This window comes from Kineococcus mangrovi (assembly GCF_041320705.1).
Classification (GTDB): domain Bacteria; phylum Actinomycetota; class Actinomycetes; order Actinomycetales; family Kineococcaceae; genus Kineococcus; species Kineococcus mangrovi.
Genome location: NZ_JBGGTQ010000005.1, coordinates 15,621 through 31,352, shown reverse-complemented (window position 1 = coordinate 31,352; position 15,732 = coordinate 15,621). Strand labels below are relative to the sequence as shown.

Sequence of the window (15,732 nt, the reverse complement as noted above, 5' to 3'; positions counted from 1 at the left end):
CGGCGGGGGCGTCCCTCACGCGCCGGGCGGGGACGGGGCGCCGACCACGGCGTCGGCGGGCAGGAGCAGCGTCCAGCCGGGGCGGACGAGGTCGGCGTCCACCAGGCGCGACCCGTCGGCCTGCACGCGGTCGCGGTTGAGCTCGAAGACCTCGCGGTGGCGCAGCGGGTCGCCGAGGGTCCGCTCGGCGATGTCCCACAGGCAGTCGTGGTGACCGCCGCGGGGCGGCTGGACGACGTAGGTGACGAGTCCCGCCTCGCGGTCCCCCGCGCCCGCCTCGTCCGGGTCCGGCTGCCCGTCGACCACGCCGGCCGGGACGGCCGGCCACGCGGGGTCCACCGACCCGGCCACCTCCGGCCCGCCGGTGACTTCCGGGGCCGGCCGTGCGGCGCCGGCCTCGTGCCCACCGGCCCAGCCGGGGTCGGGGCTGGCGGTCGCCGCGGGGACGGGGACCGGCTCGAGCGCCACGGCCGGTGCCGCGACCGGCGCTCCACCCGCGGCGACGAGCAGGGCGGAGGCGACCAGGCGCCGGGCGAGCAGCGACGTCGGTCCCGGCGGGACCCGCCGCGCGGCGGGTGCCCCCGTGGCCCAGGCGTGCAGCTCGAGCAGGACGCGGACCCCGAAGTGGAGCCACAGCAGCCAGAGCACGACGGCGAGGACGTCGAGCAGGGCCGTCGTCGACAGTTCCGCGTCCAGCCAGCTGCGCTGCGGCGCGCTGGTGGGCAGCGGGTTCCCGACGAGGGCGACGAGAGCCCACGGCACACCGGCCAGGACGGCCAGGAGGACGGCGAGGGCGCCGGTCCCGCGGAGCAGTTCGCCGGCGCGGGCGCGGCGGCTGAGCGCGGCGCGCGGCAACCGGTCGACGGGCCGGGACACGCGTCCGGGCACGCGTCCGGGCACGGGGGTGGTCGAGGTCACGGGGTTCCCTCCGGTCGGGCGGGGCTGAGGGGAACGACGAGGGTCTGGACCTCGGTGACGCGCAGGTCGACGCGCACCGGGCGGGTGACCTCCCGCAGGACCTCCCACGTCGCGCCGTCGTCGGCGCTGGCCTCGATGCGCCACGTCTCGGTGCCGGTGACGGCGTAGGTGTCCGGGGTCTGCCCCGTCCCGGCCGCCGACGTGCGTCCGTAGCGGAACGAGCAGACGTCCGGCCCGGTGCGCCCGCCCTCCCCCGCTCGCAGTTCCCGCCCGGGCCCGGCGCACGTGACCGGACGCCGTCCGGGTTCACCGGGCCGCACCTCCAGGGAGGTGAGGACCCCCCGCATCCGGCTACGGCCCAACGCGATCGTCGGGGCCGTCGCGGCCGCGGCGGAGAACGCGACGGTCTGGCCGATGCGCGGGGTGCGCGAGGGCGTGGTCACGAGGGTCCCCTCGACGATGCCGCCGCGGGCCTCGGCGCGGGTCAGGTACCGCCGCTGCCCGGTCGTGAGCTCCCACCAGAACGGCGGCCGCCGCGGGTCGCGGCGCAGCAGGGTCACGGTCGAGGTGAGCAGGGTCGTGTCCCAGGCGGGGGCCAGGGTCCGCGCGTCGGGTGCGGGGCTGAGGCACACGCGCAGGAACTGCTCGGGCAGGTCGACGGGCGGCGGGGGTTCCACCGCGGGGACCGCCGTCGGCGCCACCCCCGGCGGCGGTGTGGGGGCACCCTCGGGACTCCCGGTGGGACTTCCCGCGGGGTCGTCCACGGGGGGTGCGGGCGGTTCCGGTGCCGGGGGTGGGGCGGGGACCGCAGGAGGCTGCACGGTCGGGACGGGCCCCAGGTCCGCGGGACGGGCGTCGGCCGGGGTGAGGTCGTGCTCGCCACCGGCGGGCAGCAACCAGCACGTGGGCACCGGCGCCCCGGCGAGGAGCTCGGCGTAGCTGCGGGCGGTCCCGCCGCCGGCGCAGCGCATGCCGTACGCACCCGCGGCGCTCGACCACAGCGCGCACGACCCGGCGGTGCCGTGGACGTCGCCCCCGGCCGAGCGCGGTCGGGCCGCACCCGCCTCGGCCGCCCTGGCCCCCTCCGGTGCGGCCAGGGCCGTGACGAGCACCAGGAGGGGCACGACGAGCGCGCGCAGGCGCATCAGAACCGCTCCACGGTGACGTCGTCGGCCGAGCAGGTGCCGCCGTCGGCCGTGAGGTCGTCGACGAGCCAGCGCCCGTCGCCGCGGACGACGACGGCCGTCGCGGTGCCGAAGTGCGGGGCGTTCACCGGGGTCCCGGTGGCGGCCTCGACCTGCCAGCCGCGGTCCTGCAGGCACAGGCGCAGGTCGACGCGGTCGGGCCCGGCGGGCTGCTGTCCGAGCACGCCGGAGGGGTACGGGCCGGGCATCCGGTCACCGAGGTTCGCCGCGAGCAGCGGCAGCGCCCACGACCGCGCGGCGGGGGTGAGCGTCGCCGCGAACGCGGGGACCTGCGCGGGATCGGCGGTGCCGGCGTTGACGGCCAGGGCCTGCTGGCGCAGGTGCTCGCGCACCGCCTCGACGGGCCCGCCGGGTGGGGTGGTGGCCGGTGGGGTCGACGGGCTCGACGGGGTCGACGGGGTCGACAGGGTGGACGAGGTGGACGCACTCGACGGGGCCACCGGCTCCGGGGCCGCGGGCGGGGCGAGGTCGGTGGGCTGCCCGCACCCGGCCAGGACGAGCGCGGCCAGGACGAGCGCCGGGAGCACCAGCGGGGCCGGCCGGGTCCTCGCGCCGGGCCTGTCGGGTCGGACGCGGTTCACCGGGCGTCCTCCTCTCGGGTTCCTTCGAAGGGGCGGGCGCTGCCGTCGCCGGAGGCCCGCAGTTCGCGGACGCCGACGATCCCCAGCAGCGAGGCGGGCACGACGAGGTCGACGTGGGTGCGCACGACCGTCCGGCGCCCGGCGGGGTCCCCGGCCGACGTCGTGCCGCGGAAGCAGGACGAGGCGTCGACGACGGGTGCGCCCGAGGCGGCCACCGCGGTGCAGTAGGCCGTGACCCGCGCGGCCACCTGGTCCTCCGGCAGCAGCCGCAGGTCGGGGGCGTCGAGGTCGACGGCCGCAGCCCCGGCCCGCGCGGCCTCCTCGGCGTAGGCGACGGCCCGGGCCCGGGCGCCGAGCTGTCGGCCCGCGTCGACGACGAGCCCGGCCAGGAGCAGCAGGACGAGGGCGAGGACGGGCACGGCCGGGGCGATCGACCCGCGGTCGCCCCGGAGGTCCCCGCGCCACCACCTCACGACAGCTCCCGGTTGGGGTCCAGCGGGGAGGAGAACGCGCTGGTGACGCTCAGGTGTCCGGGCACCCCGGGAAGGCCGAGGTCGCCCACCGGCACGGTGCAGCGTGCCGTGACCGTCACCGCCCGGCCCGCGACGAACTCCGGCAGCGGGTCCACGACGAGGGAGTCCGCGCAGGCTCCCGGGGCGAGCGCGGCGTGCACGACCGCGGCGGCGCGCTGCTGGGCTTCGGCCGCCGACCGGGAGGTCGTGGCCGTGCGGGCCGCGTCGCGGACGCCGGCGTCGAGGGTCGCGCCGGCCGAGGTGTAGCGGGCGCAGGCCAGCAGGAAGGCGAGCAGGAGCAGCAGGGCGGGGGCGAGGAGGGTGAACTCCAGCGCGATCGACCCGTCCTCCCGCGTGCGGCGGGGCCCGGTCACCGGGCACCCGCGAAACGTTCGACCGTCCCGGACGCGCGCTGGGTCGTGCGCAGGTCCAGCCCGGGGACGAGGCTCACGACGCGTCCGCTGACCGCGACGCTGACGCGGTCGCGGGTCCGGACCGTCGTGGCGCGGGGCTCCAGCAGCGACTCCCGGCCCACGGTGACGGCGAACTGCTCGACGTGGGCGCGCACGACCGGGTCGGCTGCGGCGGCGAACTGCTCGTCGGGCAGGACCCGCAGCTGGGCCACGCCCTCGCGGGCGGCCGCCAGCGCCACCGACCGGCCGTAGGCCCACAACCCGATCTGGATCCCGGAGAACACCAGGAGCAGGAACACGGGGGCGATGAACGCCATCTCCAGCGCGGCCGACCCGCGGTCGCGGTCCCCCCGCGCACCGGCGCGGTCCATCACGTGCTGCACGAACCGCCGACCGCGACGGTCGCGCACGTCTGCAGTTCCCGGCTCTTGTCCTGCACGATCTTGTAGACCGCGCCCCCGATGAGGGAGGCGGCCACCACGACGACGGCCGCGATGACGGCCCACTCCAGCGCCGAGGCCCCCGCGTCGCGACCGGCCGCGGCGGCGCGCCGCGCACGGGCCAGCAGAGCTGTCAACGGTGCGGGCGCCCACCGCGCCGTGGGGTGCGGGGTGCTGCGGGACATGGGTTTCTCCTCCGGGGTTCGGGGTGGTCGGGTCGGGTCGGAACCGGGCCGCGCTCACGCGGTGGCCAGCAGGTTGTGCACGGCCGGGAAGGCGAGGAACACCATGAACGCGGTGCACAGGACGAGCTGGGCGACCAGCATCGACTGCGACTTCTCCCCCGCCTCGCCCTCGACCTCGGCCATGTCCTTGCGCCGCAAGGTCGCCGCTCGCGCGGACAGGGAACCGCGGATCGTCGCGCCGTCGTCCGCGGCGAGGGTCAGCGCCCCGGCGAGGTCGACGAGCTCGGGGACGGCGAGTTCGCTCCCGAGGTCACCCAGCGCCTGCCACGGGGTGCCGCCGGCGAGCCTGGCGCCGGTGAGGGCCTGGCGGATCCGGACGAGGGCCCAGTAGTCGCTGACGGACGCGGAACCGAGCAGCGCCTCCGGCAACCCGCGACCCCCGGCGAGGTTCATGGCGACGAGGTCGGAGAACACCCCGACGACGCGGCGGAAGTCCCGGCGACGGCGGGCCGCCTCACCGCGCAGGGCCAGGTCGGGCACGCAGAACCCGCCCGCCCCGAGCAGCAGCGCGAGGGCGAGCGGGACCCCGCCCGGCAGCGGGACCCCCCAGGCGCGCAGGACGACCCAGCACACCGGGACGAGCAGCAGCAGGAGCAGCCCGGCGAGGAGCTTCGTGGCCAGGAACTCCCCCGTGCCGCGGCCGAGGACGGCGAGGTCGGCGCGCGTGCGACGCAACCGCCAGCCGCGGTCGGCGGCCACCACCTCGAGGCGGTCGCCCAGCCGCGCCACCGACCGTCCCAGGACGGCCGAGAGGCCGAAGACCCCGCGGTCGGGTGCGGTCGAGGCGGCGGCCTCGGCGTCGGACAGCACCCGGCGGTGGGCCGAGCGGTGGGCGTCGTCCCACCGCGCGACCCGGGCACCGACGGATTCGCGCCTGGGGACGAGGGCCGCGGTCAGGACGACGAGACCGGTCGCGGTGAGGGCCCCCGTCACCAGCGCGGTCTGGAACTCGCTCACCGGCTCACCGCGCGGACGGCGAGGAACCGGTCGTGCGGGTCGACGCGGGCGAGCCGGCGCAACCACGCCAGACCGGCCACGAGCAGACCCGCCACGAGCAGGAGCGCGAACTGGCCGCCGACCGAGCCGTAGGGGGCGACGTAGTCCCGGTTGAACACCGCGAGCAGCCCCATGACGCCGAGCACGATGAGCAGCACGACCTGGACGCTGCGGCGGATGCTGCGCCGGCTGGCCTCGATGCGGCGGCGGACGTCGAGCTCCTCGCGCGTGGAGGCCGCGAGCGCGCTCAGCACGTCGCGCAGGCCCGGACCGCGCAGGCGCGCGTTGAGGACGAGCGCGGCGACGACGACGTCGGCGCTGGGGTCCTCGACGTCGTCGGCGAAGCGCAGCAGCGCCTCCGGGAGGGGTTCGCGGACGCGGAGCCGGTCGACCAGCAGGTTCAGCGCCGGGCGCAGCGCCGGGGCCGACGTGGCGGCGGTGGCCGGGATCGCCTGCTCCAGGCCGATCGCGCCGGCGATGGTGTCGCGCAACGACTCCGTCCAGGTGGCGAGGGCCTCGATGCGGGCCGTGCCGCGCTGCTCGGCCGCGCTGCCGCCGAGGAGTCGGTGCCAGCCGGCCACGAGGAACCCCACACCGAGGCCCGCGACGACCCAGCGCGTCAGGACGAGGGTGAGGAGGCCGGCACCGACGGCGAGGAGCACCTGTCGCCCGGAGGTCCCCCACCGGCGGGCGGGCCGGGAGCTGGGACCGCCGACCCGACCGCGCAGGCCCAGGACGGTGAGCAGGACACCGGCGCCGGCGAGGGTCGCGGTGAGGGCGACGAGCAGTTCGGGCGCGGGCAGCCCCGTCGCGGGCAGCCCGCTCACGAGGCCCACCCCTCGAGGACCGGAGCGACGTAACCGGCGGCGGCGAGGTCGTCGGCGCGCTGCAGGGGTGCGTGCGCGCGGGCGGTCCCGTCCGCCCCGGCGAGGAACACCTCGGAACTGAGCACGCGGCCGTCGACCCCGGTCACCTCGCGCACGCTCGCCACGACGCGGCGCAGCCCGCCGCCGAGGTGGTGGGTGTTCTGCTTGTGCAGGAAGACGACGAAGTCGACGGCGCCCGCGACGAGCAGGTGGGTGGCCTCCACGGGCAGGCGCTCGGACGCCTGCAGCGCGTAGGTCGCGATCCGGTTGAACACCTCGGCGGAGGAGTTGGCGTGGATCGTCGACAGCGAGCCGTCGTTGCCCTGGCTCATGGCGTTGAGCATGGTGACGATCTCGTCGCCGAGGACCTCGCCGACGATGACGCGGCTGGGGTTCATGCGCAGGGACCGGCGGACGAGGTCGGCCATGCTCACCGCCCCCTGCCCCTCGGAGTTGGGCAACCGCTCCTCGAGGGCGACGGCGTTGGGGTGCCCGGGCTGGGCGTCGAGGCCGAGTTCCAGGGCGCGCTCGACGGTGATGAGCCGTTCGTGCGGGCCGATCTCGGCCGCGAGCGCCCGCAGCAGGGTCGTCTTCCCCGAGTTCGTCGACCCGGCGATCATGATGTTCTTGCGGGCGCGGACGGCGGCGCGCAGGAACTGCGCGAGGTCGTCGGTCATCGTCCCGGAGGCCACGAGGTCGGTGAGGGTGGCGCTCGCCAGCCGCGCGCGACGGATGCTGAGGGCGGGCCGGCGGCACACGCCCATGACGGCCGACAGGCGCGACCCGTCGGGCAGGCGCAGGTCCAGCTGCGGGTTCGCCGCGTCGAAGGGCCGGCTGGCCAGGCCCACGGTCCCGGCCAGGACCTGGACGAGCTCGACGAGGTCCTCGTCGGACTCGGCGACGGGGTCGTGCACCTCCTCGCGGCCGTCGGCGTAGCTGACGAAGACGCGGTCGCACCCGTTGACGTCCACGTTCTCCACGTCGGGGTCCTCCAGCAGCGGCTGGAGGCGGCCCACGCCGAACAGCGCGGCGCCGACGGCGGCGGCCACGGCCTCCTCCCCGGCGGGCGTGAGGGGTTCGCGGCCGGCGGCGAGCTCGGCGCGGGCGTGGTCCTCCAGGACCTGCACGACGAGGGAGCGGGCGAACTGCCGTTCGTCGGCGGCCGACAGCGGCGGGCGGCCGGCGGCGTGCTCACCGCGGCGGAACGCGGTGAGCCGGTCGGCGACGGCCTGCCGGACGTGGCGGACGAGGTCGTGGTCCAGGCGGTGGGGAGTGCTCACGCGGCGCTCCGCCCGGTGGGCAGGTCGCTCACCAGGTCGGCGGCGAGACGGGCCACGAGGGTGCGGCCGGCGCGGACGAGCGCCGTCCGCTCCGGACGGGCCACGGGCGCCCCGGCGAACACCCCCGCACCGGCGGGGTCGTGCGGGAGGCGGCCCAGGTCCTGGACCCGGGTCCCCGCGGCGCGCAGCACGTCGAGGGTGCAGGCCTCGTCGCGGGCGCTGCGGCCCGGGCCGCCGACGACGACGACGCCGGTGCGGGGCGCCGGCCCGTCGGGACGGCGCAGGGCGGTCCCGAGCAGGCGCAGCCGATCCCGCGCGTGCAGGACCGCCGCGGCGTCGGCGCGGACGAGGAGGACGACGAGGTCGCTGGTGCGCAGCAGGTCCAGGTGGACGGGGGCGGCGCCGACGCGGCCGGCGTCGACGAGGACGTCGCTCGCCCCCGGCGCCGACCCGCCGCAGAACCCGCCGACGGCGGCGGCGAGGGCGGTCCACCCCCGGCCGGCGGCGCTCGCCTGCTCCGGGCCGGTCAGGCCGAGGACGACGCGGCTGCCGCCGGCGACCGGCTGCGCCTGGTCCAGGACGGCGGCGGTGTCCAGCCCGCGGCGGGCGGCCGAGAGCAGCGGGAGGAGTCCGCGGGAGGTGTCCGGGAGCCCGCCGCCGGGGGCCGAGACGCGGGCCGCGACGTCTCCCCCGGCGGGGTCGGCCTCCAGCAGGAGCGCGGGGCGCGGCCACAGCGCGGCCGCGAGCAGCGCGGTCGTCGTCACGCCCGGGGACCCCTTGGCGGACAGGAAGGTCACGACGCCCACGGGTCAGCTCCCGGCCAGGTCGACGGACGGGACGCTGGCCCCGGCGAGGCGGACGAGGGCGACCTGACCGGCCGCGGCGGCCGCCACGACGGAGGCGGCGTCGGTCTCGGGGACCAGCAGCGAGACGTCCCCGGCGCTCGAGGTGGCCGTCACGTCCGGCGCGCCGGGCGCCGGGTCGCCGGACATGCCGCCGCCGACGACGCGGGCGGCGTCGAGCAGGACCGTCCCGGCGGGCTGGCCGCTGACGGTGCTCACCCCGTCGGCGGCGACGAGGTAGGCGCGGACGACGTCACCGGCCACGAGCGGTGCCGTGGGCCGCTGCTCGGGGCGCACCACGACACCGACGACGGCCGCCCCGGTGGGGACCGTGCCGCCGGCGAGGAACATCGTCCGGTTGACGAGGGTGTCGGCGGGGATGCGGGTCGTGGCGTGGGTGCCGACGAAGCCGCCCAGCGCGCCGGCGGGGACGACCGCGGCCCCGTCGGCGGCGACGCGGGCGGTGCGCAGGTCCGCGGCCGTGACGAGCTGGCCGGGGGCGATGTCGTGGCGCGCGACCAGGACGTCGACCCGCTCGCCGGTGCGGTGGACCACCAGGGCGCTGCCCAGCGCGCCGGCCACGACGAGGACGAGGCCGAGGGCGGTGAGCACCGGGCGGCGCTCCCGGACTGGGCCCGGCAGGCGGGACCCGGCCGGAGAACCGGTCGCGGAACCCCCGGGGACGAGGGGCACCCGGGCGTGCGGGAGCGACGGGGAGGTGGTGGGCATGGCGTCGACGGTGCCAGCCGGTCACGCGGTCCAGGTGACGTTCGGCGATCGGTTCCGCCATCCGGAACACCCCGTTCACCCGGGCAGCGGAACCGGTGGGGACGCCGTGTGCGGTTCGGGTGAGCCCCCGGCGTCCGCTCAGCGGTCGGCGAGTTCCCCCGGCCCCGTGGGCACGTCCGCCCGCTCCGCGGCGATCTCGCGCGAGAGGGCCTCGGCGACGGCCTGGACCCGGGGGTCGCGCAGGATCGACATGTGCTCCCCGGGCACGGGGACGACGTCGAAGCTGCCGGACAGGTGCGGCGCCCACTGCGTCCGCGCGGGCGCGTCGACGTCGTCGGCGGCCACGACGACGAGGGTGCGGCCGGGGTAGGCCTCGGTGGTGTACCTGCGCTGCAGGAAGTTCCCCTGCCGGAAGAAGCGCACGTAGTGCCCGAGGCCGGGGTGCGCCTTGATGCCGGTGAGGGCCAGCGACAGGGTTTCCTTCACCTTGGCGTACGGGCCGGGGAACTGCGGGACGGGCATGAGGTCGGGGTCGGGGGGGAAGGAGTCGAGGACCGCGAGGAGTTCGACGTCCTCGCCCGAGCGCCGCAGCTGCTGGGCCATCTCCAGGGCGATCAGGGCGCCCAGGGAGTGCCCGGCGAGCCGGTAGGGCCCCTGCGGTTGCTGTTCGCGCACCGTGGTCACGTTCCGGCGCGCCATCCGTTCGACCGACCAGTCCGGCAGGGCGCGGTTCTCCAACCCGTTGGCCTGCAACCCCAGGACGGGGAACCCGGGGACCAGCCGCTGGGCGAGGGTGCGCAGGGCGAGGGCGGCCCCGCCGGCGCCGGCGACGACGAACAGCGGCCGCCCCCGCCCCCCGATCCGCAGGGGCACGAGGGTCGGCCGGGCGCTGCGGGTCTGCGAGCGCACCGCCGCGGCGAAGGAGGCCACGGTGGGCGCGGCGGCGACGGTGGAGGTGCCGCCGGTGGTGTCGACCCCGTCGGCTCCGAGGGCCGCCACGCGGCTCACGAGGGCCTCGGCCGCCAGGGAGTCCCCGCCGAGTTCGAAGAAGTCGTCGTGGACGGAGAGGTCCTCGAGTTCGAGGACCGCGCAGAACTGCTCGTGGACGACGTCCTCCCAGCCCGAGCGCGGCACCTCGAACGGCGCGCTGCTGCGCGGCGGTTCCGGCAGCTGCGAGCGGTCGAGCTTGCCGCGCTCGGTGCGGGGCAGGGCCTGGAGAAACACGACGTGCTCGGGGACCATGTGCGAGGGCAGGTTCTCGCGCACGACCGCACGCACGGCGGACGCCTGCGGCCGCGGCCCCTCGGGCACGACGTAGGCCACGAGACCCGTCCGCCCGGTCCGGGGGTTCGGGCGCCCCACGACCACCGCCTCGCGCACGTCGGGCTGGGCGAACAGCAGGGCGTCGACCTCGCCGGGTTCGACGAGCAGGCCACGGACCTTCACGCTGTGGTCGCTGCGGCCCAGCAGCCGCAGGCACCCGTCCGGGCCCAGCGTGCCGACGTCGCTCGTGCGGAACGTCCGCGAACCGTCGGGGTTGTCGCAGAAGACCTCCGCGGTCCTGACCGGGTCCCGCCAGTAGCGCCCGCCCAGCCAGCGGGAGGTCAGCACGACCCGGCCCGTGCCGGTGTCGGCGAGCGAACCGTCCGACCGCTCGACCTGCAGGCGCGCGCCCGGGACCGCCCAGCCGACCGGCGTCGCCCCCTCGGGCGCCTCGTCGTCCCCGCCGATCGCGTACTCGCTCATGAGCCACGTCTCGGTGGAGCCGTAGCGGTTGCGCAGCACGCAGTCGGGACCGACGGCGCGCCGGACGGCGGCGAGCTCGGCGCCGTGCACCGTCTCCCCCGCCATCGTGACGGTCCTCAGCCCGGTGAGCCGGCCCTGCGGCCCCAGGGCCATCACGACACCGCGCAGGACGGCCGGGGAGGCCAGCAGGACGTCGGCCCCGACCTCGCGCAGGAAGGGGCCCAGCTCGGTCACCGACCGGCGACGGGGGTCGAACAGCTCCAGGCGCGAGCCGGCGAGCAGACCGGCCAGGGTGGGCGTCGTGCCCGCGCTGAAGGCCATGGGCAGCAGGTGGGCCACGACGCTGCCCGCGGGGTAGGCGCCGGTGGCCTCGGCGTTGACCCAGGTGTCGTGCAGGATCGAGCGGTGGTCGCAGGCGACGCCCTTGGGCTCGCCGGTCGACCCGGAGGTGTAGACGATCACGGCGACGTCGTCGGGGGCGGCCGTCCGCCCCGACAGGGCCGAGGCGGCGGTGAGGTGGTCGGAGCCGTCACCCGCCCCGAGGTGGGAGTCGGGGTCCACGACGGTCGTCGCGACCTGGGCCGCCGCACCGCGCCGCTCGGTGTCGCTGACGACGAGCGTGGCCCCCGCCGCCTCGACGTGGTGGCGCAGGCGGACGGCCGGGGTCGTGGGGTCCAGGACCACGACGGGGTGACCGGCGGCGATGACGCCCACGACGGCCGCGACGGCGCCCGCGTCGTGACCGCGCAGGACGGCGACGGGCACCTGCTGCGGGTCCCGGTCCTCGGCGCGGTGGTGCGCGAGCACCGCCGCACGCACGAGGTCCGCGCGCTGCAGGAGACCGGCCCCGGTCAGCCGCGTGCCGGGGTCGGCCACCACGACCTCGTCGGCGCGCGCCAGGGCGACGTCGACGATGCGGGGGATCAGCTGCCCCTGCGCGTGCTCCTCGGAGAACCTCGTGAACCCCGCGCCCACGACGTCCGTCCCTGCCTGTTCCCCCACGGGTCAGCCCCTCCCCGGGCCGGCTCGGCGAGCGGCCACGCGAGCCGCACCCTAGACCGTCCTCACCCCCGGGGCAGGGCTCCCCGCGCGGTCCCGGGGACGTCTGCTCCACGCCGACGGAGAATCGTCACGGCCCGTCCTGCGCACCTCACCCGGCGTCATTCCGGGACGCGGGAAACGTTGTGCGGCGGGGTGTCAGGCCGCGTCCCCGCGGGCCACGAGCTCGCGGGCGAGCTGGCGGTAGGCCTCGGCACCGGGGTGGTTGCCGGCGTAGGACGTGATGGGTTCGGCCGCGACGGTGGCGTCCGGGAACTTCACCGTCCGACCGATCACGGTGTGGAACACGTCGTCGCCGAAGGCGTCCACGACGCGCGTCACCACCTCGCGGCTGTGCAGGGTGCGGCCGTCGTACATCGTCGCGAGGATGCCGTCGATCTCCAGCCCCGGGTTGAGCCGCTCCTGCACCTTCTCGATGGTCTCCACCAGCAGCGCCACCCCGCGCAGGGCGAAGAACTCGCACTCCAGCGGGATCAGGACGCCGTGGGAGGCGGTGAGCGCGTTGACCGTCAGCAGGCCCAGCGACGGCTGGCAGTCGATGAGGACGACGTCGTAGTCGCTCAGCGCCGGCCGCAGCGCGCGCGCCAGGACGCTCTCGCGCGCCACCTCCCCGACGAGCTGGACCTCGGCCGCGGACAGGTCGATGTTGGCCGGCAGCAGGTCGAGCCCCTCGACCGCCGTCTCGCGGATGACCTCGCGCACGTCGGTCCCGCGCTCCATGAGGAGCTGGTAGACCGTCTTGTCGAGCTCGTGGGGGTTGATGCCCAACCCGGCGGACAGCGCACCCTGCGGGTCGAAGTCCACGAGCAGCACCCGCCGGCCGTACTCCGCGAGCGCCGCGCCGAGGTTGATGGTCGTCGTCGTCTTGCCGACGCCGCCCTTCTGGTTGCACATCGAGATGACGCGGGCCGGGCCGTGGTGGTCCAGGGGGGCCGGCACGGGGAAGGCCGGGACGGGGCGGCCCGTGGGGCCGTTCAAGGGTCCGAGGTCGACCTCCGCCTGCCCCACCCGCGGTCCCGGCTCCCGGTCGGGCTGCGGCCCGGGAGCCGGGTCGCCGGGCGCGGGCCGGTCCGTCGGCGGCTCCGACCGCTGCGCTCGCTCGCGGAACGCGTCGACGCCGGGACCGAAGACGGAGGGTCCGGGCGCGGGCGGCGTGGCGGGGGCGGACGGCGGGAACTCGCTGGTCACGGGACGGGCACTTCCTCGGGCGGTCGGAGGGACGGGGCGGTCGGTCTGGCGCGACCTTAGTCGCCGTCGCGCACCGGTGGTGGCGACGGGTCGGTGCCGTCCGGCTCCGCCGGGCCGCTGCGGGGGCCGGTGAGCAGGGCGCGCGGGTGGGACTCGGCGTGGACCTCGCGCAGGTCGTCCGCCGTCACCAGGGTGTAGACCTGCGTCGTGGCCACCGAGGCGTGGCCCAGCAGCTCCTGCACGACGCGGACGTCGGCCCCGCCGCGCAGCAGGTGCGTGGCGAAGGAGTGCCGCAACGTGTGCGGCGAGACGGCGCGCGTGATCCCGGCCCGCCCGGCCGCGGACCGCAGGACCGCCCAGGCGCTCTGCCGGGACAGCCGGCCGCCGCGGGTGTTGAGGAACAGCGCCGGGGTGCCGCGCCCCTGGGCGGCCAGGTGCGGGCGGGAGCGGACGACGTAGCGTTCCAGCGCGGCCTGCGCGTACGAGCCCACGGGGACGATCCGCTCCTTGGAACCCTTGCCGCGCAACCGCACCACCCCCGTCTCCCCCAGCACCTGCGGGGAGACGTCGTCGACGTCCAGGCCCACGGCCTCGCTGATGCGGGCCCCGCAGCCGTACAGCAGCTCCAGGAGGGCCCGGTCGCGCAGCGGGACGGCGGCCTGCGGTCCGTCCCCACCGAGACCGGCGGTCTCCAGCAACCGCTCCACCTCCTCCACGGTCAGGGCCGCCGGCAGCCGCCGCGGCGGGGTCGGCGGGCGGACCAGGACGGCGGGGTCGGCGAGGCTGCGTCCCTCGGCGTGCAGGAAGCGGTGCCAGCCCCGCACGGCCGAGGCGGTCCGCGCCGCGGAGCTGGCCGTGAGGGCGGCGCCGCCGTCCTCCCCCGAGCGCAGCGCGACGACGAAGGCGCTGACGGTGGCCTCGTCGACCTCCCCGGGCTCGAGGAGGCCGCGGGCGGCCAGGAACCGGACGTAGCGGGCCAGGTCGCGCCGGTAGGCGCCCACGGTGTTCTCCGACAGACCCCGCTCGACGTGCAGGTGCCCGAGGTAGTCGCGCACCGCGCGCTGCAGGGCGGCCGGCTCCTGCCCGGCGGGCGGGACCGGCCGCGCGTCGGGGGGAGCGGCGGACACGGGCTCGACCCTAGGGGACCGCGGGGTCCGGACGGTGGCACCCACGCGGAGCAGCGGGTGCCGTCGTCGTCACGCTCGGCTCAAGCACGTCCCTCGTGCGGCCGATGAGAACTCCATGCGCGCATCCAGAACCACACCCACGGGTGTCGAGCGCCGTTTCGGTGACGACGAGCTCATCGTCACCAAGACGGACTCGCGGGGTGTCATCACTTACGCCAACGAGGTCTTCCTGCGGGTGTCGGCACTGACCGAGGCCGAGGTGGTCGGGCAGCCGCACAACGTCATCCGGCACCCGGGGATGCCCCGCGGTGTCTTCGACCTGCTCTGGGAGACCCTGCGCAGCGGCAGCGAGATGTTCGCCTACGTCGTCAACCTCGCCGCCGACGGTGCGCACTACTGGGTCCTGGCGCACGTCACGCCCAGCGTCGACGCGCAGGGCAAGCTGCTCGGCTACCACTCCAACCGCCGCGTCCCCGACCCGGCCGCCGTGGCCGCGGTGCGGCGCCTGTACGACGACCTCCTGGCCGTGGAGGCCCAGCACTCCCGGCCCGCCGACGCGGTCCGGGCCTCCCGCGCCGCGCTGGCCGACCGGCTCGCGGCCGCGGGCCAGACCTACGAGGAGTTCGTGTGGTCGCTGACCCCCGAAGGAGCCGCCGCGTGAACCTCCGCGCCCTGCGCCGCGCCCCCAGGACCACGGGGCCCGACCACCACGAGGTCCTGCGGGCCCTCGTCGACGTCGCCAGCCGCGCCGCGGCCGGCGACCTGGAGGCGCGCGTGCCGCACCTGGGCGACGACGACCTGCTCGTCGACCTGCGGCGCGCCTTCAACCACCAGCTCGACATGACCGACGCCTTCGTCCGCGACGCCTCCGCGACCCTGGAGTCGGCCAGCGAGGGCCGCTTCCACCGCCGCTTCCTGCTGGGGGGCACGCGGGGCGCGTTCCGCCACGGGGCCGGGGTCATCGACGCCGCCCGCCGGGCCAGCGCCGCCGCCGGGACCGAGCTGGACCGGGCGACCACCGCACGGCTGGCACTGGCCGACGAGCTCGAGAGCACCGTGCTGTCGGCCTCGGAACAGGTGTCCGCCGGCGCCACGAGCGCGGGCTCGAGCGCCGCGGAACTGGCGCGGACCGCGCGCGACGCCGTCACGGAGGTCCAGCGCGCCGTCGCCAGCGTCGAGTCGCTGCGCACCGCCTCGGCCCGCATCGAGGAAGCCGTCCAGCTCATCGAGAAGGTCGCCGCCCAGACGCGGCTGCTGTCCCTCAACGCCACCATCGAGGCCGAGCGCGCCGGGCAGGCCGGCCGCGGGTTCGCGGTCGTGGCCGAGGAGGTCAAGAGCCTGGCCGAGCAGGCCGCCCAGTCCAACGCCGTCATCGCGGCGCAGGTGGCGGCGAGCATGCAGGCCACCGAGGAGGCCGTGGCCGTCATCGAGGGCGTCGCCCGGCGCATCGAGGGGATGGACGCCGAGGTCGGTGCCATCTCCGACGCCGTGTCCGGCGGCTACGGCTCCGTCGGCCTGTCGGAGGTCGCCGGTCTCCTGCAGCAGCAGGTGACCGGCTTCGTCGCCACCGTCCGCGGGTCCTGAC

The 15,732-nt window shown here is 77.0% G+C and carries 17 protein-coding genes; 2 read left to right on the top strand and 15 right to left on the bottom strand.

The features are described from left to right. Positions 1-15: 15 nt before the first annotated feature. The 15 genes from AB2L28_RS11460 to AB2L28_RS11390 all read right to left on the bottom strand — a co-directional run bounded on the left by AB2L28_RS11460 (position 16) and on the right by AB2L28_RS11390 (position 14,147). A complete protein-coding gene (locus AB2L28_RS11460) occupies positions 16-918 on the bottom strand; it encodes a LysM peptidoglycan-binding domain-containing protein (RefSeq protein WP_370718915.1) in 903 nt (300 codons plus the stop codon). Beyond that, entirely contained in the window at positions 915-2,063 is a 1,149-nt protein-coding gene (locus AB2L28_RS11455) for a hypothetical protein (RefSeq protein ID WP_370718913.1), read from the bottom strand. The genes AB2L28_RS11460 and AB2L28_RS11455 overlap by 4 nt, the downstream gene beginning before the upstream one ends. Next, a complete protein-coding gene (locus tag AB2L28_RS11450; RefSeq protein WP_370718912.1) occupies positions 2,063-2,704 on the bottom strand; it encodes a hypothetical protein in 642 nt (213 codons plus the stop codon). The genes AB2L28_RS11455 and AB2L28_RS11450 overlap by 1 nt, the downstream gene beginning before the upstream one ends. Continuing rightward, the gene (locus tag AB2L28_RS11445; RefSeq protein WP_370718910.1) at positions 2,701-3,177 is read right to left on the bottom strand and encodes a pilus assembly protein TadG-related protein; all 477 of its coding nucleotides are present in this window, start codon (positions 3,175-3,177) and stop codon (positions 2,701-2,703) included. Before AB2L28_RS11445 ends, AB2L28_RS11450 begins: the two co-directional genes overlap by 4 nt. Further along, positions 3,174-3,590 (bottom strand): TadE/TadG family type IV pilus assembly protein, encoded by a 417-nt coding sequence (locus AB2L28_RS11440; protein ID WP_370718908.1) that lies wholly within the window; start codon positions 3,588-3,590, stop codon positions 3,174-3,176. The genes AB2L28_RS11445 and AB2L28_RS11440 overlap by 4 nt, the downstream gene beginning before the upstream one ends. After that, a complete protein-coding gene (locus tag AB2L28_RS11435) occupies positions 3,587-4,000 on the bottom strand; it encodes a TadE/TadG family type IV pilus assembly protein (protein ID WP_370718906.1) in 414 nt (137 codons plus the stop codon). Before AB2L28_RS11435 ends, AB2L28_RS11440 begins: the two co-directional genes overlap by 4 nt. Then, positions 4,000-4,254 carry a hypothetical protein gene (locus tag AB2L28_RS11430; protein WP_370718904.1) on the bottom strand — a complete coding sequence of 85 codons (255 nt, stop codon included), beginning with the start codon at positions 4,252-4,254 and terminating at the stop codon, positions 4,000-4,002. The genes AB2L28_RS11435 and AB2L28_RS11430 overlap by 1 nt, the downstream gene beginning before the upstream one ends. 54 nt (positions 4,255-4,308) lie before the next feature. Continuing rightward, positions 4,309-5,271, bottom strand: a complete 963-nt coding sequence (locus AB2L28_RS11425) for a type II secretion system protein (protein WP_370718903.1) — start codon at positions 5,269-5,271, stop codon at positions 4,309-4,311. Next, complete coding sequence (locus tag AB2L28_RS11420; protein WP_370718901.1) at positions 5,268-6,137, bottom strand: type II secretion system F family protein; 870 nt, start codon at positions 6,135-6,137, stop codon at positions 5,268-5,270. The genes AB2L28_RS11425 and AB2L28_RS11420 overlap by 4 nt, the downstream gene beginning before the upstream one ends. Further along, entirely contained in the window at positions 6,134-7,456 is a 1,323-nt protein-coding gene (locus AB2L28_RS11415; RefSeq protein WP_370718900.1) for a TadA family conjugal transfer-associated ATPase, read from the bottom strand. Before AB2L28_RS11415 ends, AB2L28_RS11420 begins: the two co-directional genes overlap by 4 nt. Further along, the gene (locus tag AB2L28_RS11410; protein ID WP_370718899.1) at positions 7,453-8,262 is read right to left on the bottom strand and encodes a hypothetical protein; all 810 of its coding nucleotides are present in this window, start codon (positions 8,260-8,262) and stop codon (positions 7,453-7,455) included. The genes AB2L28_RS11415 and AB2L28_RS11410 overlap by 4 nt, the downstream gene beginning before the upstream one ends. A gap of 3 nt (positions 8,263-8,265) precedes the next feature. Further along, the gene (locus tag AB2L28_RS11405; RefSeq protein WP_370718898.1) at positions 8,266-9,027 is read right to left on the bottom strand and encodes an SAF domain-containing protein; all 762 of its coding nucleotides are present in this window, start codon (positions 9,025-9,027) and stop codon (positions 8,266-8,268) included. 138 nt (positions 9,028-9,165) lie between these two features. Next, positions 9,166-11,775 (bottom strand): AMP-binding protein, encoded by a 2,610-nt coding sequence (locus AB2L28_RS11400; RefSeq protein WP_370718897.1) that lies wholly within the window; start codon positions 11,773-11,775, stop codon positions 9,166-9,168. Between the two features lie 195 nt (positions 11,776-11,970). Next, positions 11,971-12,810 carry a ParA family protein gene (locus tag AB2L28_RS11395; RefSeq protein WP_370718895.1) on the bottom strand — a complete coding sequence of 280 codons (840 nt, stop codon included), beginning with the start codon at positions 12,808-12,810 and terminating at the stop codon, positions 11,971-11,973. 266 nt (positions 12,811-13,076) lie between these two features. After that, the gene (locus AB2L28_RS11390; protein WP_370718893.1) at positions 13,077-14,147 is read right to left on the bottom strand and encodes a site-specific tyrosine recombinase XerD; all 1,071 of its coding nucleotides are present in this window, start codon (positions 14,145-14,147) and stop codon (positions 13,077-13,079) included. A 115-nt stretch (positions 14,148-14,262) separates the two neighbouring features. Between AB2L28_RS11390 and AB2L28_RS11385 the strand changes: the two genes are divergently transcribed. Together AB2L28_RS11385 and AB2L28_RS11380 are read left to right on the top strand one after the other, a co-directional pair. Then, complete coding sequence (locus tag AB2L28_RS11385; RefSeq protein WP_370718891.1) at positions 14,263-14,808, top strand: PAS domain-containing protein; 546 nt, start codon at positions 14,263-14,265, stop codon at positions 14,806-14,808. Beyond that, positions 14,805-15,731 (top strand): methyl-accepting chemotaxis protein, encoded by a 927-nt coding sequence (locus tag AB2L28_RS11380; RefSeq protein ID WP_370718889.1) that lies wholly within the window; start codon positions 14,805-14,807, stop codon positions 15,729-15,731. The genes AB2L28_RS11385 and AB2L28_RS11380 overlap by 4 nt, the downstream gene beginning before the upstream one ends. Position 15,732 lies beyond the last annotated feature (1 nt).

What these genes read in the sequence shown, in the direction of transcription:
- AB2L28_RS11455 (WP_370718913.1), bottom strand. Translation starts at nt 2,063, where the DNA reads ATGCGCCTGCGCGCGCTCGTCGTGCCCCTCCTGGTGCTCGTCACGGCC.
- AB2L28_RS11435 (WP_370718906.1), bottom strand. Translation starts at nt 4,000, where the DNA reads ATGGACCGCGCCGGTGCGCGGGGGGACCGCGACCGCGGGTCGGCCGCG.
- AB2L28_RS11405 (WP_370718898.1), bottom strand. Translation starts at nt 9,027, where the DNA reads ATGCCCACCACCTCCCCGTCGCTCCCGCACGCCCGGGTGCCCCTCGTC.
- AB2L28_RS11430 (WP_370718904.1), bottom strand. Translation starts at nt 4,254, where the DNA reads ATGTCCCGCAGCACCCCGCACCCCACGGCGCGGTGGGCGCCCGCACCG.
- AB2L28_RS11385 (WP_370718891.1), top strand. Translation starts at nt 14,263, where the DNA reads ATGCGCGCATCCAGAACCACACCCACGGGTGTCGAGCGCCGTTTCGGT.